This is a genomic window from Sphingomonas sp. BK235 (genome assembly GCF_004345855.1).
Classification (GTDB): domain Bacteria; phylum Pseudomonadota; class Alphaproteobacteria; order Sphingomonadales; family Sphingomonadaceae; genus Sphingomonas.
Map to the genome: position 1 here is coordinate 249,247 of NZ_SLXN01000002.1, position 15,581 is coordinate 264,827.

The following is a 15,581-nucleotide window of genomic DNA, read 5'->3' on the forward strand; positions in this document are numbered from 1 at the left end:
CGCCAACGTCCCCGCGGTGAACTTCGATCCGCCGCCGCGGTTGTTCCGCCATGGCGACCCGCGCACCGACGCTCGGCGACTGGCTCGAGCCGCACCCAAATGGCATCTACGTGCGCCCGGCCGACGCCTGGATCGATCCCTCCACGCCCGAGCCGCGCGCGCTCGTCACCCACGGTCATGCCGACCACGCGCGCGGTGGTCACGGCGAGGTCTGGGCCACCCCCGAGACGCTCGCGATCATGGCGGCGCGCTACGGCGAGCAGACCGGGCGCCCGGTCGGCTACGGCGAGACGATCCGGCTGGGCGAGGTCGAGGTGGGCTTCGTTCCCGCGGGCCATGTGCTCGGCTCGGCGCAGATCGTGCTCGATCATCGCGGCGAGCGCGTCGTCGTCTCGGGCGATTACAAGCGCCGCGCCGACCCGACCTGCGCGCCGTTCCAGCCGGTGGCGTGCGACGTCTTCGTTACCGAGGCCACCTTCGGCCTGCCGGTCTTCCGCCATCCCGACACCGGGGACGAGATCGACAAGCTGATCGAGCGCCTTCACGCCAACCCGGAGCGCTGCGTCGTCGTCGGCGCCTATGCGCTCGGCAAGGCACAGCGCGTGATCGCCGAGCTGCGCGCGCGCGGGCATGCGGCGCCGATCTACCTGCACGGCGCGCTCCAGCGATTGTGCGACCTCTACGAGGAGCTCGGCGTGCGGCTCGGCGAGCTGCGGCCGGCTACTGGTGCATCGAAGGCTGAGATGGCGGGACACGTCGTGATGTGCCCGCCCTCGGCGCTCAACGACCGCTGGGCGCGTCGCCTGCCCGATCCGATCACCGCGATGGCGAGCGGCTGGATGCGCGTCCGTCAGCGCGCGCGGCAGAAGAATGTCGAGCTGCCGCTGATCCTCTCCGACCACGCCGACTGGGACGAGCTGACCGCGACGTTGTCCGAGATCGCGCCGAAGGAGGTGTGGGTGACGCACGGCCGCGAGGAGGCGCTGGTCCACTGGTGCATGACGCGCCAGATCCGCGCGCGCGCGCTGGCGCTGTCCGGCTTCGAGGACGAGGACGACTGAGGGGGCGTCGGCCCTTCACCCTCGTATTCCCGCGGATGCGGGGAGCCAGCATCACACCAGACAATTGACCGTCGCCCGCCATCATCCCGGCTCCCGCGTGCGCGGGAGCACGCGACAGGATCACGCGAACGCGAGGATGCTTCGCCGGAGCACACGCTCCTCCACCTTGCCGCTGCCCTCATCAGCCGATTAGACAGCGAGGCTCACGTAAAAATGGGGGAACACCATGCGCCTCGGTCTCGCCGCCGCCCTGCTCGCCGCCGCCGCTCTGCCCGCCGCCGCGCAGGACAAGGACCTCGCCCCGTCCAAGCAGTCTGCCAAGACCAACGCCGAGGCGCAGAAGGCCGCGGTCGAGGGCGCCTATGCCAATGCGCCGGTCGACGAGCGCGAGGAGCGCTCCAAGGGCGCGGTGACGGTCGGCGGCCGCAAGCTCGGCTATACCGCCACCGCGGGCACGCTGACGTTGCGCGACCTCGAAGGCAAACCGACCGCCTCGATGTTCTACACCGCCTATACGCTCGACGGGACCAAGCCGGGCACCAAGCGGCCGATCACCTTCTTCTACAACGGCGGCCCCGGCAGCCCGACCTTCTGGCTCCACATGGGCTCGTTCGCGCCGGTGCGACTGCAGACCGGCAACCCCGAGTTCATCCGCCCGGCGCCCTATGATTTCGGCCCCAATCCCTACACCCTGCTCGACAAGACCGACATGGTGTTCCTCGACGCGATCGGCGCGGGCTATTCGCGCCCGCTCGGCGACATGAAGCCGGGCGCCTTCTACGGCGTCGACGAGGACGCCGACGCCTTCGCCAAGGCGATCCTGCGCTACGCCACCAAATACGGTCGGTGGAATTCACCCAAGTTCATCTTCGGCGAGAGCTACGGCACGCTGCGCTCGGGTGCCTTGGCCTATCAGCTGCAGGACCGCGGCATGGCGCTCAACGGCGTGGTGCTGCTCAGCTCGATCATGAACTACGGCTATCGCCAGCCCGGGCTCGACCAGGTCTATCTCAACTATCTGCCGAGCTATGCCGCCACCGCCTGGTACCACAACCGGCTGGCGAACCGACCCGCCGACGTCGCCACGATCGTCCAGCAGGCGCGCGACTTCGCGGTGGGGCCGTACATGTCCGCGCTGGCCAAGGGGCAGAATATCTCCGACGCCGAGCGCGATCAGGTGGCACAGCGGATGAGCGAGCTGATCGGCCTCTCCCCCGACTTCATCCGCCGCGCCAATCTGCGGATCGACCTGCCGCGCTTCCAGAAGGAGCTGCTGCGCGGCACGCGCCAGACGGTCGGCCGCTTCGACTCGCGCTACATCGGCTCCGACAGCGACGCCGCCGGCGAGCGCCCGGAGACCGACGTCTCGTCCGACGCGATCTCGGGCGCGTTCATCGCCACCTTCACCGATTATGTGACCCACCAGCTCGGCTACGAGACCGACATGCCCTATCGTCTCTCGGCGCGCGACGCCGCGGGCTGGACGTGGAACTGGAAGCACGAATCGCCGCTGCGCGGGGCGGGGCCGCAGAACAACCCCAACACCGCGATCGACCTCGCCGCAGCGATGCGCGGCAACCCCTATCTCCAGGTGCTTTCGATGAACGGCTGGTACGACATGGCCACGCCTTTCTTCGGCACCGAGAACGACCTCGGCCATATGATGCTCGAGCCGAGCCAGCGCGGGAACCTGCGCTTCGTCTATTATCCCGCGGGGCACATGACGTACCTCAACCCCGAGGCGCTGGTGGCGATGAAGCGCGACCTGTCGGATTGGTACGACCGTGCGCTCGCAGTCGCGCGCTCGGACGCGCCGCCGGCACGGGGCGCGGTGTCGGCGGCGGAGACGCCGGGGCAGTCGCCCAACTGATCGGCGCTACTGCTCCGCTCCCATCGTTCGCGGTCACCCTCCCGGCGTCATCCTGAGCTTGTCTCAGGATCCACTGCGCCGCGAACGAAACGGGTCACCCTGGGTCCCGAAACGAGTCCAGCATGACGCCGGCGGGCAGTCCAGGAGCTGAGCCAGGTTCAGCTAACCTCCTGCCCGTCCAAGCGAAGCACGTTTACTATGCGCGTAACCCTAGGCACAGGCGGCGCATGCCCGCCCTCCCCTCGCGCGCGTTCGTCGCGCTCGTCGCCGCGCTCGCGGCCAGCCTCCCCACGCCCGCCCTCGCCTGGGGCAAGACCGGGCACCGCGTCGTCGCGCAGATCGCCGACGCGCGGCTGACCGCGCGGGCGCATCGCGCCGTGACGGCGATCTTGGGGGTCGAGACACTCGCGGAAGCGTCGAACTGGCCCGACACGATGCGCTCTGATCCGGCGCCCTATTGGCAGCGCGAGTCGACGCCCTGGCATTATGTCACCGTGCCGTCCGGCAAGACGTACGCGCAGGCCGGCGCCCCGCCCGAGGGCGACGCGATCACCGCACTGGCGCGGTTCGCGGCGACGCTGCGGGACAAGCGCGCCTCAATCGCCGAGCGGCAGGCGGCGCTGCGGTTCGTCGTCCACCTCGTCGGCGACCTGCACCAGCCGCTCCACGCCGGGAACGGCAGCGACCGCGGCGGCAACGATCGGCAGGTCACCTTCTTCGGTCGCGCCACCAACCTCCACACGGTGTGGGACTCCGCACTCGTCGATGAGCAGCAACTCTCGTTCACCGAGATGGCGACATGGCTCGGCGCGCGGATCACGCGCGCGCAGGCCCGCGACTGGGCCGCGGCTGCGCCCGAGACCTGGGTGGCGGAGAGCAGCGCGCTGCGTGATCAGATCTACCCTGCGGCGGACGAGAGAGCACTGTCCTATCGCTACGTCTACGAGAACACGCCGCGGGTCGAACGTCAGCTCGAGAAGGGCGGGGTACGGCTCGCCGCCTATCTCAACCGCCTGTTCGCCGAGGCGCGCTGAGTACGTCCGCGTGACGGCGGTGAGCGAGTTTGGCTGGATGCCCCGCGTGGATTCGAACCACGATTGACGGAGTCAGAGTCCGTAGTCTTGCCGTTAGACGACGGGGCAACAGGGGCGCGCAACTAGAAGCGATCCGCGTGCGTGTCAACGCCTGCCTTGCCGGTGATATCGCGAGCGTGTAGCGTTCCTGCCGAGCACCGGGTGGTGGCGCCGTCGCGCCGCCGCGGCGGAAGAGATGAGAGAGTTGACGGCAATGGTGGATTTCCCCGCCCAATTGCCGCGCCGGCAGGGCCCCGCCCCTGCCCGTTCGGCCCGAAGCCAGCCGCGCCCGGCGCGCGGCGGCGCACGCCATTATGCCGCGCTGGACCTCGGCACCAACAATTGCCGGTTGCTGATCGCACGGCCGCATGGGGACGGATTCGCCGTGGTCGACGCTTTCTCGCGGATCGTGCGACTCGGCGAGGGGCTGGCCCATAATGGCGCCTTGTCCGACGCCGCGATCGAGCGGACGATCGCGGCGCTGCGCGTCTGCGCCGACAAGCTGCGCCGCCGCAACGTCACGCTGGCGCGCTCGGTCGCGACCGAGGCGTGCCGCCGCGCGAGCAACGGCACCGATTTCATCGCGCGCGTGCGCGCCGAGACCGGCATCCATCTCGACATCATCTCGGCCGAGGAGGAAGCGCGGCTCGCGGTGCTGGGCTGCCACGCGCTGCTCGAGCCCGGCACCGGCCCGGCGCTGGTCTTCGACATCGGCGGCGGCTCGACCGAGCTGGTGCTGGTCGATGCCGACACCACCGTCCCGAAGGTGCGCGACTGGCATTCCGCCCCCTGGGGGGTGGTGTCGCTGACCGAGAGCGCGGGCGGTGGCAGTTCGGCCGAGGAGCGCGAGCGCGCCTACAAGCGGATGCGCGCCTTGGTGGCGGAGAGCTTCGCCCCCTTCGCCGCGCGGCTGCCGCGCCCTGCGACCCCGCCGCGGCTGCTCGGCACCTCGGGTACGGTCACCACGCTCGCGAGCGTCCATCTTGGGCTGGAACGCTACGATCGATCGCAGGTCGACGGCCTGATCGCCCCCGCCGCGGCGATGCGCCAGATCAGCCAGGAACTCGCGGCGATGTCGCTCGGCGAGCGCGCGCAGCTGCCGTGCATCGGCCGCGAGCGCGCCGATCTGGTGGTGGCAGGATGCGCGATCCTGGAAGGGATCCTCGATCTCTGGCCGGCGGAGCGGCTGGGTGTGGCCGATCGTGGCATCCGGGAGGGCATCCTGCGCCGGCTGATGGAGACCGAGGCGTGAGGGGCACCGGCGCGGGCCGACAGCGCGTCAAGACCGCGCGCAATCGCAGCGCGCAATCGACCCGCTGGCTCGAGCGCCAGCTCAACGATCCCTATGTTCATCGCGCCAAGGCGGAGGGCTATCGCAGCCGCGCGGCGTTCAAGCTGATCGAGCTGGACGAACGGTTTGGGCTGCTCAAGGGCGCGCGGCGCGTGGTCGATCTCGGGCTCGCACCGGGCGGGTGGAGCCAGGTCGTGCGCCGCCAGGCGCCGGGCGCGGCGGTGGTGGGCATCGACCTGCTGCCGGTCGATCCGATCGACGGCGTGACGATCTTCCAGATGGACTTCATGGACGATGCCGCGCCGGGCGAGCTGATGGCGGCGCTGGGTGGAGCGCCCGACCTCGTCCTGTCGGACATGGCGGCGAACACGGTCGGCCATCCGCAGACCGACGCGCTGCGCACGATGGCGCTGGTCGAGACCGCGCTGGCCTTCGCGGTCGACGTGCTGCGCCCCGGCGGTGCGTTCGTGTCCAAGGTCTTCGCGGGCGGTGCCGATTCGGCGCTGGTGGCGGAGATGAAGCGGAATTTCACGACGGTGAAGCACGCCAAGCCGCCGTCGAGCCGCAAGGGATCGGTGGAATGGTTCGTCGTGGCGCAAGGATTCAAGGGGCGCGGCGAAGAAACGGCGGACTGAGCCCGCCAGCGCCGTCGGCCTCAGACGAGGGCACCTACCGCGGCGATGAAGCGCGCCAGCGTGATCGGCTTGGACACATAAGCGTCCGCCCCGGCGGTGCGGATCCGTTCCTCGTCCTCGCGCCCGGCATAAGCGGTGACCGCCATGACCGGGATGTGGCGCAACGCCGCGTCGGCCTTGAGCTCGAGGATCAGCTCATAACCGGTCACGTGCGGCATCTGGATGTCCATCACGATCAGGTCGGGCATGAACGCGCGGGTACGCTCCACCGCCTCGCGTCCGTCGCGCACCGGCTCGACCGCGAAGTCGTGCGCGCGCAACAGGTCACAGAACAGCTTGAGATTGAGTTCATTGTCCTCGACAACGAGCACCCGTTTGGCCACGCGCCGCTATCTCCCTATGATGCCCGATAGATAATGGTCCGAACCGATCCAAACCAGCCCGACGCGGCCACGATCGCGCTCGACGCTCTCGCCTGGACGCTTAACGAACCCTTGCGCGCCGAACGACTTATCGGCGTGACGGGGCTCGCGCCGGACGATCTGCGCGCGCGGATCGGCGATCCCGCCGTTCTCGCCGCCTGCCTCGCCTTTCTCGCGGCGCACGAGCCCGATCTCGTCGCCTGCGCGACCGCGATCGGCACCAGTCCGGCCGCGCTCGTCGCGGCACACGCGCAGCTGGAGGGCGCCGCGCGATGACCCGGCCGCTGCTGATCAGCGACTGTGACGAAGTGCTGCTGCACATGGTGCGCCACTTCGCCACCTGGCTCGACGAAGCGCACGACATCGAGTTCCGTTACGATAGCTGGGAATTGGCGAAGAACATGCGCCGGCGCGGCGGCGCACCGCTGACGCAGGAGGAGATGTTCGGCTATCTCGGCGGCTTCTTCCCGGCCGAGATGGCGCGCCAGACGCTGGTGCCGCACGCCGGTCAGGCATTGGCCGCGCTCGCCGAACGCGCCGATATCGTCATCCTCACCAACCTCGAGGATGCCTGTCACACACACCGCGTCGCGCAGCTGGAGCGGTTCGGGATCGCGCATCGTGTCGAGTGCAACCGGGGCGGCAAGGGCGCGCCGGTGGCGCGGCTGGTGGAGGAACATGGCGCGCCGGTGACGGTGTTCGTCGACGATCTGCCGCATCATCATGAATCGGTCGCGCGCCACGCGCCCGCGGTGTGGCGGCTGCACATGATCGCCGAGCCCGCGCTCGCGGCGGGCGTACCACGCGCGCCCCAGGCGCATGCGCGCATCGACGATTGGCGCGACGCGCGCAACTGGATCGCGGCGCGCTTCACCGAGGGCCTAGCCGCTCCCGCAGGGCAGGATGAGCCGGCGCGGGCTTGACCGCACCGGTCGTGCGCCGCAGGGAGCGCGGATGACCGATCGTATCGACCGCGCGCTCGCCGAGCTCGGCCTGACGCTGCCCGAGGCAGCCGCCCCCGTGGCGGCCTATGTCCCCGTCGTCGCCGTGGGCGGGCTGCTCCACGTCTCGGGGCAGTTGCCGTTCAAGGACGGCGCGGTCGTGACCGGGCGGCTCGGTGACGACGTCGAGCTCGCGCAGGGGCAGGATGCGGCGCAGCGCTGTGCGCTGATGCTGGTGGCGCAGCTCAAGGCGCATCTCGGCAATCTCGAGCAAGTGACGCGGATCGTGAAGCTCGGCGTGTTCGTCAACTCCACCGCCGACTTCACCGATCAGCCCAAGGTTGCCAACGGCGCCTCCGAACTGATGGTCAAGCTGTTCGGCGATGCGGGCAAGCATGCGCGCTCCGCGGTCGGTGTCGCGGCCCTGCCGCTCGGCGCCGCGGTGGAGGTCGATGCGATCGTCGAGGTCGCGCCCTCGCTCTGAGACGTCACGGCGCGCCGATCGGCCGCGACAGCGCCGATGTCACCTTCGGGGGACATTGAAGGCGCTAAGGCTCACCGATATGTTTCGACCCGCGAGCCAGAGCGGCGCCCCGTTCAGACCGTCGCGCCCATCAGCAGCTTGGGCAGGTCGCCGCTCTCGCCGCGCGCCTCGCTCATGAAGCGGTCCTTGAGCGGCGGGATGCGGTCGACCGCGCTGATGCCGAAACGTCGCACCGCGCTCGCCGCCTTGCCGGAGATGCCAAACAGCCGCGTCAGCGTGTCGGTCGCCGCCGCCACCATGAAGGTGTCGAGCCCGCGCCACGCCTCGTAGCGGCGCAGCAGCTGCGCGTCGCCGGCGTCGAGGCCGAGCCGCCGCCCCTCGACCAGCACCTCGACCAGAGCCGCGACGTCGCGATAGCCGAGGTTCACCCCCTGCCCCGCGATGGGGTGGATGCCATGCGCCGCGTCGCCGACCAGCACCAGCCGCGTGCCCGTGACCCGCGCGGCATGGTGGAAGCCGAGCGGGTAGCTCGCGCGCGGGCTGGCGTGCGACAGCGCGCCGAGGAAGCCGCCCATGCGCTGCTCCGCCTCGGCGAGGAAACCGCGGTCGCCGAGCTTGAGCATGCCCGCAGCCTGATCGGCCGCGACCGTCCACACGATCGCCGAGCGGTGGCCGATCTCGTCGTCGGGCAGCGGCAGCAGCGCGAAGGGGCCGGCGGGGTAGAAGATCTCGTAGGCGACGTTCTCGTGGCTGCGCTCGTGGTGGAACGCGCCGACGATCGCGGCATGGTGGTACTGCCAGCGCGCGACCGCGATCCCCGCCGCCTCGCGCGTCGGCGATTGGCGCCCCTCGGCGGCGACGAGCAGGTCGGCGGTGACGGTACGTCCGTCGGACAGAGTCGCGCGCACGCCGTCCTGGTCGCGTTCCACTGCGGTCGCGCGCGTGTTCATGCGGAGGTCGATCAGCGGCGCGGCGGACACCGCCTCGTACAAAGCGCGGCGCAGCAGCCGATTCTCGTACATCGTGCCGAGCGCGGCGTCGTCGGCGGCGGGGACGAAATCGAGCTTGCCCGGCGCCAGCCCGTCGCTCACGCGGATGTGGCGGATCGGGCAGCCCTGGCCGCGCAGCGCTTCCCCCACCCCGATCGCGTCGAGCATGCGATGGCTCGCGCTCGCCACCGCCGAGGCGCGCCCGTCGAAGCCGGCGGCGAGCATCACCGCGGGGTCGGCGGGGTCGACGACGATGGCGGAGAGGCCGTGGCGGTCGAGCGCGACCGCGAGCGCGCTGCCGACCAGCCCGCCGCCGAGGATGAGCACGTCTGCGTGGTCCATGGCCCTTGCCCTACAGGGTCGCGCGCGGGCGCGAAAGGGCGGCTCTCTTGACGCGGACTCGCCGGCGGCGGACAATGCGCGCCGGGCATATCGGACATCGTTGAGGACGGAGACATGGCGAGCAGGGCCGACGCGCCGCTGTGGCGCGAGACGGTGAAGGCGGGGGTGCGGCGCAGCGGCGCGCTGATCGTCGCGGTGGCGCTGGTCGCGCTGACGCTGGCGATGGCGCTCGCGCTCGCCAGCTATCGCCCGAGCGACGCCGCCTTCAACACCGCCGCGGGCGGCGTCGCGGGCAATCTGCTCGGCGCGCCGGGCGCCTGGTTCGCCGATCTCGCGCTGACGCTGTTCGGCCCCGCGGTGGCGCTGCTGCTGCCGGTCCCGCCGCTGGTGGCAGCGCGGCTGTGGCGCGAGCAGCCCGCCGGCGCATGGCCGCGGATGCTGCGCGGTACCGCGGTGGCGGTGGCGCTGATGGCGGTGGCGCTCGGCTGCGCCGCTCCCGGCGCGGTGCCCGCGCTGCCGTTCGGCTGGGGTGGCGCTGTCGGGCTGGGCGTGGTCGCGGCGACGCGCTGGGCACTCGGGCTGGTCGGCGACGCGCAGGTACGCTGGTGGGGCGTGGTCGCGCTCGGCGTGGTGAGCGGCATCGGCGGCGCCTTCCTGTGGGGGCGCAGCCTAGAGATCGACTTCGCCCGGCTCGCGCCGCGCGGCGGGCTGCGCCGCGCGCGCGGCGACGCGGACGAGGCGTTCGACGAGGCAGACGCCCCGTTCGCGCGCGACGACGCGCCCGCCTTGGCACGGCGCCCCGCGCCGCGCGCGGTGGCGGAGCCCAACGACCGCCCCGCCCCCGTGATCAGCGACAGGACGCTCGCGCCCTCGGCGGCACGGCCCAAGCCACAGCAGCGGCTCGACCTGCGCGACAGCTACACCTTGCCGGGCCTCGACCTGCTCACCCCCGCCCCCGCCAACCAGAGCAACCCGATCGACAAGGCCGCCCTGGAGCGCAACGCGCGGCTGCTCGAGACCGTGCTCGACGACTTCAACGTCAAGGGCAACATCACCGAGGTCCGCCCCGGCCCGGTGGTGACGATGTACGAGCTCGAGCCCGCGCCGGGGATCAAGGCGACCCGCGTGATCTCGCTCGCCGACGACATCGCGCGCAACATGTCGGCGATCTCGGCGCGTGTCGCGACGATCCCGGGGCGCACCGTGATCGGCATCGAGCTGCCCAACACCAAGCGCGAGATGGTCTCACTCCACGAGCTGGTGGCGAGCCAGGCGTTCGAGGACCAGTCGGCGCAGCTCCCCGTGATCCTGGGCAAGAACATCGCGGGCGATCCCGTCATCGCCGATCTCGCGCCGATGCCGCACCTTTTGGTCGCGGGCACCACCGGGTCGGGCAAGTCGGTCGGGCTCAACGGCATGATCCTGTCGCTGCTGTACCGGCTGACGCCGGACCAGTGCCGCATGATCATGATCGACCCCAAGATGCTCGAGCTGAGCATGTACGACGATATCCCGCACCTTCTCTCCCCCGTCGTCACCGATCCGGCCAAGGCGGTGCGCGCGCTCAAATGGGCGGTCGAGACGATGGAGGACCGCTACCGCCAGATGTCGTCGGTGGGCGTGCGCAGCCTCGCCTCGTTCAACGAGAAGGTGCGCGCCGCGCGCGCCAAGGGCGCGCCGCTCGGCCGCCGCGTGCAGACCGGCTATGGCGAGAACGGCCAGCCCGTCTACGAGGAGGAGCAGCTCGACTATGACGTGCTGCCGCAGATCGTCGTCATCGTCGACGAGCTCGCCGACTTGATGATGACCGCGGGCAAGGAGGTCGAGTTCCTGATCCAGCGGCTGGCGCAGAAGGCGCGCGCCGCGGGCATCCACCTGATCATGGCGACGCAGCGCCCGTCGGTCGACGTCATCACCGGCGTGATCAAGGCCAATCTGCCGACGCGCATCTCCTTCCACGTCACCAGCAAGATCGACTCGCGCACCATCCTGGGCGAGCAGGGCGCCGAGCAGCTGCTCGGGCGCGGCGACATGCTCTACATGCCCGGCGGCAAGGGCATCGTCCGCGTCCACGGCCCCTTCGTGAGCGACGACGAGGTGCGCGCGGTGACCGATCACTGGCGCGCGCAGGGGCAGCCCGATTACATCGAGTCGGTCACCGAGGAGCCGGCGGAGAGCTTCGCGCTGGAAGGTGCGCCGACCGGTGAGGACTCGGCCGAGGACCAGCAATATCGCGCCGCGGTGGCGATCGTGTGCGGCAGCCAGAAGGCGTCGACCTCGTGGCTCCAGCGCCAGCTGCGCATCGGCTACAACTCGGCGGCGCGGCTGATCGAGCGGATGGAGAAGGAAGGCGTGGTGAGCCGGCCCGACCATGTCGGGCGCCGCGAGGTGCTGCGCGACACCGACGGCAACCCCGCCTGATCCGGCCGCGTCAGCGCGCGGCGCGCTGCGCGAGGCGGAGCAGGAAGCTCTCGGCGACGACCCGCCCCGCCGGGCCGGCCGCGATCACCTCGCGCTCGGTGCGCCGCGCCGCCGCCAGCGCCGCCGCCAGCGCGGGGAGCCGCCAGCGGCGCAGCGCGGCGGCAGTGGCGGCTTCCTCGCGCCAGAAGACGCGGTGCCGCTTCATCACCTGATCGACGCCCTCGCCCGAGTCGATCGCCGCCCGCATCTCCGCGAGCGACAGCAGCCGCCGCCCCAGCGCGCGCAGCAGCGGGATCGGCGACGTGTCCGCCCCCGCCATGCGCCGCAGCCCGTCGACCAGCGCGGGTACGTCGCCCCCGGTCGCGGCGAGCACCACGTCGCCGATCTCCCCCTCCGCGATGTCGGCGCCGACCACGTCGAGCGCGTCCTCGTCGGCGTCGGCGGGGCGATCCGGCGCCGCGTCGAGAAAGAGCGCGAGCTTCTCCACCTCGCGCGCCATGACCGCGCGGTCGCCGTCGCTGGCGCGGACGATCCGTTGCACCGCCGCCGGCGCGATCCGCAGCCCCTCGGCGCGCCCCAGCTCCCCCACCACCGCCGCGGCGTCCCGAGCGTTAGGGGGATAACAGGCGAAAGCGAGCGCACGGTCCGACTCGATCGCCGCCTTCACCAGCTTGCCGGTGGCTTTGATCGTCGGCGCGATCACCACCACCGGGTTGCCCGCCGTGTCGGCGTCGAGCAGCGCGAGCACCGCGTCGAGGATCTCCTCGCCCGCGGCGCTGACCCGGATGTAGCGCGTGTCGCCGAACAGCGAGATGGCGGCGGCCTCGTCGCTCAGCCGCGCCGGGTCGCCGCGCAGCGTCGCGCCGTCGAGATCGACCCGCTCCGTCCCGGCGCCCAGCGCCCGCGCCAGCCGCGCCGCATGCGCCTGCGCGGTCGCCTCGTCCGGGCCGTGGAGCAGGTAGAGCCGCAGGTCGGCGGGCGGGCGGTCCAGCGCGGCGGTGAGCCGCGCCTCGGTCGCCTTCATGGCTGCTGCGGCTGGGTCCGCCGCGCGTAGAGCGCGAGCCGCGCCACGATCTGATCCGCCACCGTCTCGGACAGCCGCTCCAGCGCGCTGTTCTCCGCTGCGATCGTGGCATATTCGGAGCCGACCACGTCGATCCCGGCGTCTGATCCGGCGGTGGCGTCGAGCAGCACCGTGCCCTGTGCCGCGTCGACCAACTGGTAGCGCGCGCGCAGCGACCGCCGCTCGCGCGCGACCGAATCGTCGCTGCGCGTGCCCAGGCCGACGATGTCGTCCGCGAGCCGCACGGTCAGCCGGTAGCGCGACGCGCTGCCGCCCTGCCCCATCGCGCCGAGGCGATCACGTAGCGCATTGGCCACCAGCCAGCCCGACTTGCCCTCGATCGGCGCGATCTCAACGTTGCCGAGCGTCGCCGCCACGGGGCTGGCTTTGCCACCCGCGTACAGCGGCTTGAGCCCGCAGCCCGACAGCGCGAGCGCCACCGGGACGAGCACGGCCGCCAGACGAGGGGCGGGCAGCGCACGCGTCATGCGACGACGTTGACCAGTCGGTCGGGCACCACGATCACCTTGCGCGGCGCGCGCCCCTCGAGCAATCGCGCGACCTTGTCATTCGCGAGCGCGGCGGCCTCGACGTCCTCGCGCGCCAGCCCCTTCGGCAGCGTCAGCGTGTCGCGCAGCTTGCCGTTGACCTGGATCGCCACCGTGACCTCGTCCTCGACCAGCAGCGCGGCGTCGACCGCGGGCCAGGGCGCGTCGGCGACCAGCCCCGCGCCGCCGAGCCGCGCCCAGGCTTCCTCGGCGATGTGCGGCACCATCGGCGCGACCAGCTGGACGAGCGTGCGCACCGCGGCGTCGCGCGAGGCCGACGGCGCCGCTTTCTCGATCGCGTTGACCAGTTCGTACAGCTTCGCGACCGCCTTGTTGAAGGACAGCGCCTCGACGTCGGCGGCGACCCCGGCGATCGTCTGGTGGAGCTTGCGGTCGAGCGCGGCGTCCACGCCCTCGCCGGCCGCTTGCTCGCCTAGAGCGTCGAACAGCCGCCACAGCCGCTGGACGAAGCGCCATGCGCCCTCGATACCGTTCTCGCTCCATTCCAGGTCACGCTCGGGCGGCGAGTCGGAGAGCATGAACCAGCGCACCGCGTCCGCGCCGTATTGATCCACGATCGGCGCCGGATCGACCGTGTTCTTCTTGGACTTGGACATCTTCTCGACACGACCGACCGTCACCGGCGCGCCGGTGGCGAGCTCGACCCCGCCGCCGATCTCCTCGGGCGCGAGCCAGCGACCGTCCGCCGCCTTGTAGGTCTCGTGCGTCACCATGCCCTGGGTGAACAGGCCGGTGAACGGCTCGGCCAGGTCGATCAGCCCGACATGGCGCAGCGCGCGCGTCCAGAAACGCGCGTAGAGCAGGTGGAGGATCGCATGCTCGACCCCGCCGATATATTGCCCCACTGGCAGCCAGCGCTCGGCCTGTTCGCGATCGAACGGCCGATCGTCGGGCTGACTGGCGAAGCGGATGAAATACCAGGACGAGTCAGCGAAGGTGTCGAGCGTGTCGGTGTCGCGCACCGCCGCGCCGCCGCACTGCGGGCAGGCGACGTGCTTCCACGTCGGATGGCGCTCGAGCGGGTTGCCCGGCACGTCGAAGCTGACGTCCTCGGGCAGCGCCACCGGCAGTTGCTCGCGCGGCACCGGCACTTCGCCGCAGGCGGCGCAGTGGATGATCGGGATCGGCGTGCCCCAGTAGCGCTGGCGGCTGACGCCCCAGTCGCGCAGGCGGTAGACGGTGGAGCCCTGCCCCCAGCCTTCGCGCTCGGCGCGCTCGATCACGACGCGCTTGGCCTCCTCGACCGCGAGACCGTCGAGGAAGTGCGAGTTCACCAGATGGCCCGGCCCGGTATAGGCCTCGGTGCCGTCGAACGCGGGGTTGGTGCGCTCGCCGTCGGCGACGACGCGGCGAATCGGCAGCGCATATTTGCTGGCGAACTCGAAGTCGCGCTGGTCGTGCGCGGGCACGCCGAACACCGCGCCGGTGCCGTACTCCATCAGCACGAAATTGGCGATGTACACCGGCAGCTCGCCCGCGCCGAGCGGGTGCGCCGCGGTGAGCCCGGTGTCGTAGCCGAGTTTCTCCTGCGTCTCGAGCTCGGCCGCGGTGGTGCCGCCCTGCTTGCAGCGCTCGACGAAGGCGGCGGCGTCGGGATCACGCGCCGCGAGCGCCTGCGCGATCGGATGGTCCGCCGCGACCGCGACGAAGCTGGCGCCGAAGATCGTGTCCGGCCTCGTGGTGAAGACCTCGACGCTGTCGCCGTCGCTCAAGCTGAAGCGGAACTGCAGCCCCTGGCTCTTGCCGATCCAATTCTCCTGCATCAGCCGAACCTTGTCGGGCCAATGCTCGAGCGAACCGAGCCCGTCGAGCAGCTCGTCGGCGAAGCGCGTGATGCGCAGGAACCATTGCGACAGCTTGCGCTTCTCGACCAGCGCACCCGAGCGCCAGCCGCGCCCGTCGATCACCTGCTCGTTGGCGAGCACGGTCATGTCGACCGGGTCCCAGTTGACCGCCGATTCCTTGCGATAGACCAGCCCGGCGCGGTAGAAGTCGAGGAACAGCGACTGCTCGTGGCCGTAATAGCTCGGGTCGCAGGTGGCGAGCTCGCGCGACCAGTCGAGCGCGAAGCCGAGCCGCTTGAGCTGCGCCTTCATCGCCGCGATGTTCTGGCGGGTCCACTCGCCGGGGTGGACCTTCTTCTCCATCGCGGCATTCTCGGCGGGCATGCCGAACGCGTCCCACCCCATCGGGTGGAGCACCTCATGCCCGGTCATCCGCCGGAAGCGCGCGAGCACGTCCCCCATCGTGTAGTTGCGCACGTGCCCCATGTGGATCTTCCCCGAGGGATAGGGGAACATCTCGAGCACGTAGCTGCGCGGCTTGGGGCTGTCGTCGCGCGCCGCGAAGGTCTGCGACTCGTCCCACACCTGCTGCCAGTGCGTGTCGGCCTTGAGCGCGTTGAAGCGTGACGCCATCGG

14 protein-coding genes and 1 tRNA gene are annotated in these 15,581 nt (G+C 71.1%); 9 read left to right on the forward strand and 6 right to left on the reverse strand.

What is annotated here, in order from left to right; translation table 11 throughout:
- The first annotated feature begins 50 nt into the window (after nt 1–50).
- The 3 genes from EV292_RS06755 (at nt 51) to EV292_RS06765 (ending at nt 3,965) form a co-directional block, all read left to right on the forward strand.
- Complete coding sequence (locus tag EV292_RS06755) at nt 51–1,061, forward strand: ligase-associated DNA damage response exonuclease (RefSeq protein ID WP_132908445.1); 1,011 nt, start codon at nt 51–53, stop codon at nt 1,059–1,061.
- Between the two features lie 226 nt (nt 1,062–1,287).
- Complete coding sequence (locus tag EV292_RS06760) at nt 1,288–2,931, forward strand: peptidase S10 (protein ID WP_132908446.1); 1,644 nt, start codon at nt 1,288–1,290, stop codon at nt 2,929–2,931.
- Between the two features lie 227 nt (nt 2,932–3,158).
- Nucleotides 3,159–3,965, forward strand: a complete 807-nt coding sequence (locus EV292_RS06765; protein WP_132908447.1) for a S1/P1 nuclease — start codon at nt 3,159–3,161, stop codon at nt 3,963–3,965.
- A gap of 34 nt (nt 3,966–3,999) precedes the next feature.
- On the opposite strand, the gene EV292_RS06770 is transcribed toward EV292_RS06765, so the two are convergent.
- Nucleotides 4,000–4,073 (reverse strand) — tRNA-Gln (locus EV292_RS06770).
- Nucleotides 4,074–4,218: 145 nt separating this feature from the next.
- Between EV292_RS06770 and EV292_RS06775 the strand changes: the two genes are divergently transcribed.
- Both EV292_RS06775 and EV292_RS06780 read left to right on the forward strand, forming a co-directional pair.
- Nucleotides 4,219–5,256: a Ppx/GppA phosphatase family protein gene (locus EV292_RS06775; protein ID WP_132908848.1), complete on the forward strand. Its 1,038-nt coding sequence runs from the start codon at nt 4,219–4,221 to the stop codon at nt 5,254–5,256.
- On the forward strand, nt 5,253–5,930 hold the full coding sequence (locus tag EV292_RS06780; RefSeq protein WP_243693645.1) for an RlmE family RNA methyltransferase: 678 nt from the start codon (nt 5,253–5,255) through the stop codon (nt 5,928–5,930). The genes EV292_RS06775 and EV292_RS06780 overlap by 4 nt, the downstream gene beginning before the upstream one ends.
- Before the next feature lie 20 nt (nt 5,931–5,950).
- Here the strand turns inward: EV292_RS06780 and EV292_RS06785 are convergent, their stop codons facing one another.
- Nucleotides 5,951–6,313, reverse strand: coding sequence for a response regulator (locus EV292_RS06785; RefSeq protein ID WP_132908449.1), 363 nt, complete (start codon nt 6,311–6,313; stop codon nt 5,951–5,953).
- A gap of 33 nt (nt 6,314–6,346) precedes the next feature.
- Here EV292_RS06785 and EV292_RS06790 point away from each other — a divergent pair, with 33 nt between their 5' ends.
- Genes EV292_RS06790 through EV292_RS06800 form a run of 3 tightly spaced genes read left to right on the forward strand, consistent with a single transcriptional unit; the run spans nt 6,347 to nt 7,777 of the window.
- On the forward strand, nt 6,347–6,628 hold the full coding sequence (locus EV292_RS06790; RefSeq protein WP_132908450.1) for a DUF3572 family protein: 282 nt from the start codon (nt 6,347–6,349) through the stop codon (nt 6,626–6,628).
- The gene (locus EV292_RS06795; protein WP_132908451.1) at nt 6,625–7,275 is read left to right on the forward strand and encodes an HAD family hydrolase; all 651 of its coding nucleotides are present in this window, start codon (nt 6,625–6,627) and stop codon (nt 7,273–7,275) included. The genes EV292_RS06790 and EV292_RS06795 overlap by 4 nt, the downstream gene beginning before the upstream one ends.
- Before the next feature lie 31 nt (nt 7,276–7,306).
- Nucleotides 7,307–7,777 carry a RidA family protein gene (locus EV292_RS06800; RefSeq protein WP_132908452.1) on the forward strand — a complete coding sequence of 157 codons (471 nt, stop codon included), beginning with the start codon at nt 7,307–7,309 and terminating at the stop codon, nt 7,775–7,777.
- A 113-nt stretch (nt 7,778–7,890) separates the two neighbouring features.
- Here the strand turns inward: EV292_RS06800 and EV292_RS06805 are convergent, their stop codons facing one another.
- Nucleotides 7,891–9,108, reverse strand: a complete 1,218-nt coding sequence (locus tag EV292_RS06805) for a UbiH/UbiF/VisC/COQ6 family ubiquinone biosynthesis hydroxylase (protein ID WP_132908453.1) — start codon at nt 9,106–9,108, stop codon at nt 7,891–7,893.
- A 114-nt stretch (nt 9,109–9,222) separates the two neighbouring features.
- Between EV292_RS06805 and EV292_RS06810 the strand changes: the two genes are divergently transcribed.
- Nucleotides 9,223–11,529 (forward strand): DNA translocase FtsK 4TM domain-containing protein, encoded by a 2,307-nt coding sequence (locus tag EV292_RS06810; RefSeq protein WP_132908454.1) that lies wholly within the window; start codon nt 9,223–9,225, stop codon nt 11,527–11,529.
- Between the two features lie 10 nt (nt 11,530–11,539).
- Here EV292_RS06810 and holA read toward each other — a convergent pair whose 3' ends face one another.
- From holA to leuS, 3 genes are read right to left on the reverse strand one after another with little or no spacing between them, the layout of a single operon-like run.
- Entirely contained in the window at nt 11,540–12,553 is a 1,014-nt protein-coding gene (gene holA, locus EV292_RS06815; RefSeq protein ID WP_132908455.1) for a DNA polymerase III subunit delta, read from the reverse strand.
- On the reverse strand, nt 12,550–13,080 hold the full coding sequence (gene lptE, locus EV292_RS06820; RefSeq protein ID WP_132908456.1) for an LPS assembly lipoprotein LptE: 531 nt from the start codon (nt 13,078–13,080) through the stop codon (nt 12,550–12,552). Before lptE ends, holA begins: the two co-directional genes overlap by 4 nt.
- Entirely contained in the window at nt 13,077–15,578 is a 2,502-nt protein-coding gene (gene leuS / locus EV292_RS06825; RefSeq protein WP_132908457.1) for a leucine--tRNA ligase, read from the reverse strand. The genes lptE and leuS overlap by 4 nt, the downstream gene beginning before the upstream one ends.
- Nucleotides 15,579–15,581: the final 3 nt, after the last annotated feature.

What these genes read in the sequence shown, in the direction of transcription:
- EV292_RS06755 (WP_132908445.1), top strand. Translation starts at nt 51, where the DNA reads ATGGCGACCCGCGCACCGACGCTCGGCGACTGGCTCGAGCCGCACCCA.
- EV292_RS06760 (WP_132908446.1), top strand. Translation starts at nt 1,288, where the DNA reads ATGCGCCTCGGTCTCGCCGCCGCCCTGCTCGCCGCCGCCGCTCTGCCC.
- EV292_RS06765 (WP_132908447.1), top strand. Translation starts at nt 3,159, where the DNA reads ATGCCCGCCCTCCCCTCGCGCGCGTTCGTCGCGCTCGTCGCCGCGCTC.
- EV292_RS06775 (WP_132908848.1), top strand. Translation starts at nt 4,219, where the DNA reads ATGGTGGATTTCCCCGCCCAATTGCCGCGCCGGCAGGGCCCCGCCCCT.
- EV292_RS06790 (WP_132908450.1), top strand. Translation starts at nt 6,347, where the DNA reads ATGGTCCGAACCGATCCAAACCAGCCCGACGCGGCCACGATCGCGCTC.
- EV292_RS06795 (WP_132908451.1), top strand. Translation starts at nt 6,625, where the DNA reads ATGACCCGGCCGCTGCTGATCAGCGACTGTGACGAAGTGCTGCTGCAC.
- EV292_RS06800 (WP_132908452.1), top strand. Translation starts at nt 7,307, where the DNA reads ATGACCGATCGTATCGACCGCGCGCTCGCCGAGCTCGGCCTGACGCTG.
- EV292_RS06805 (WP_132908453.1), bottom strand. Translation starts at nt 9,108, where the DNA reads ATGGACCACGCAGACGTGCTCATCCTCGGCGGCGGGCTGGTCGGCAGC.
- EV292_RS06810 (WP_132908454.1), top strand. Translation starts at nt 9,223, where the DNA reads ATGGCGAGCAGGGCCGACGCGCCGCTGTGGCGCGAGACGGTGAAGGCG.
- holA (WP_132908455.1), bottom strand. Translation starts at nt 12,553, where the DNA reads ATGAAGGCGACCGAGGCGCGGCTCACCGCCGCGCTGGACCGCCCGCCC.
- lptE (WP_132908456.1), bottom strand. Translation starts at nt 13,080, where the DNA reads ATGACGCGTGCGCTGCCCGCCCCTCGTCTGGCGGCCGTGCTCGTCCCG.
- leuS (WP_132908457.1), bottom strand. Translation starts at nt 15,578, where the DNA reads ATGGCGTCACGCTTCAACGCGCTCAAGGCCGACACGCACTGGCAGCAG.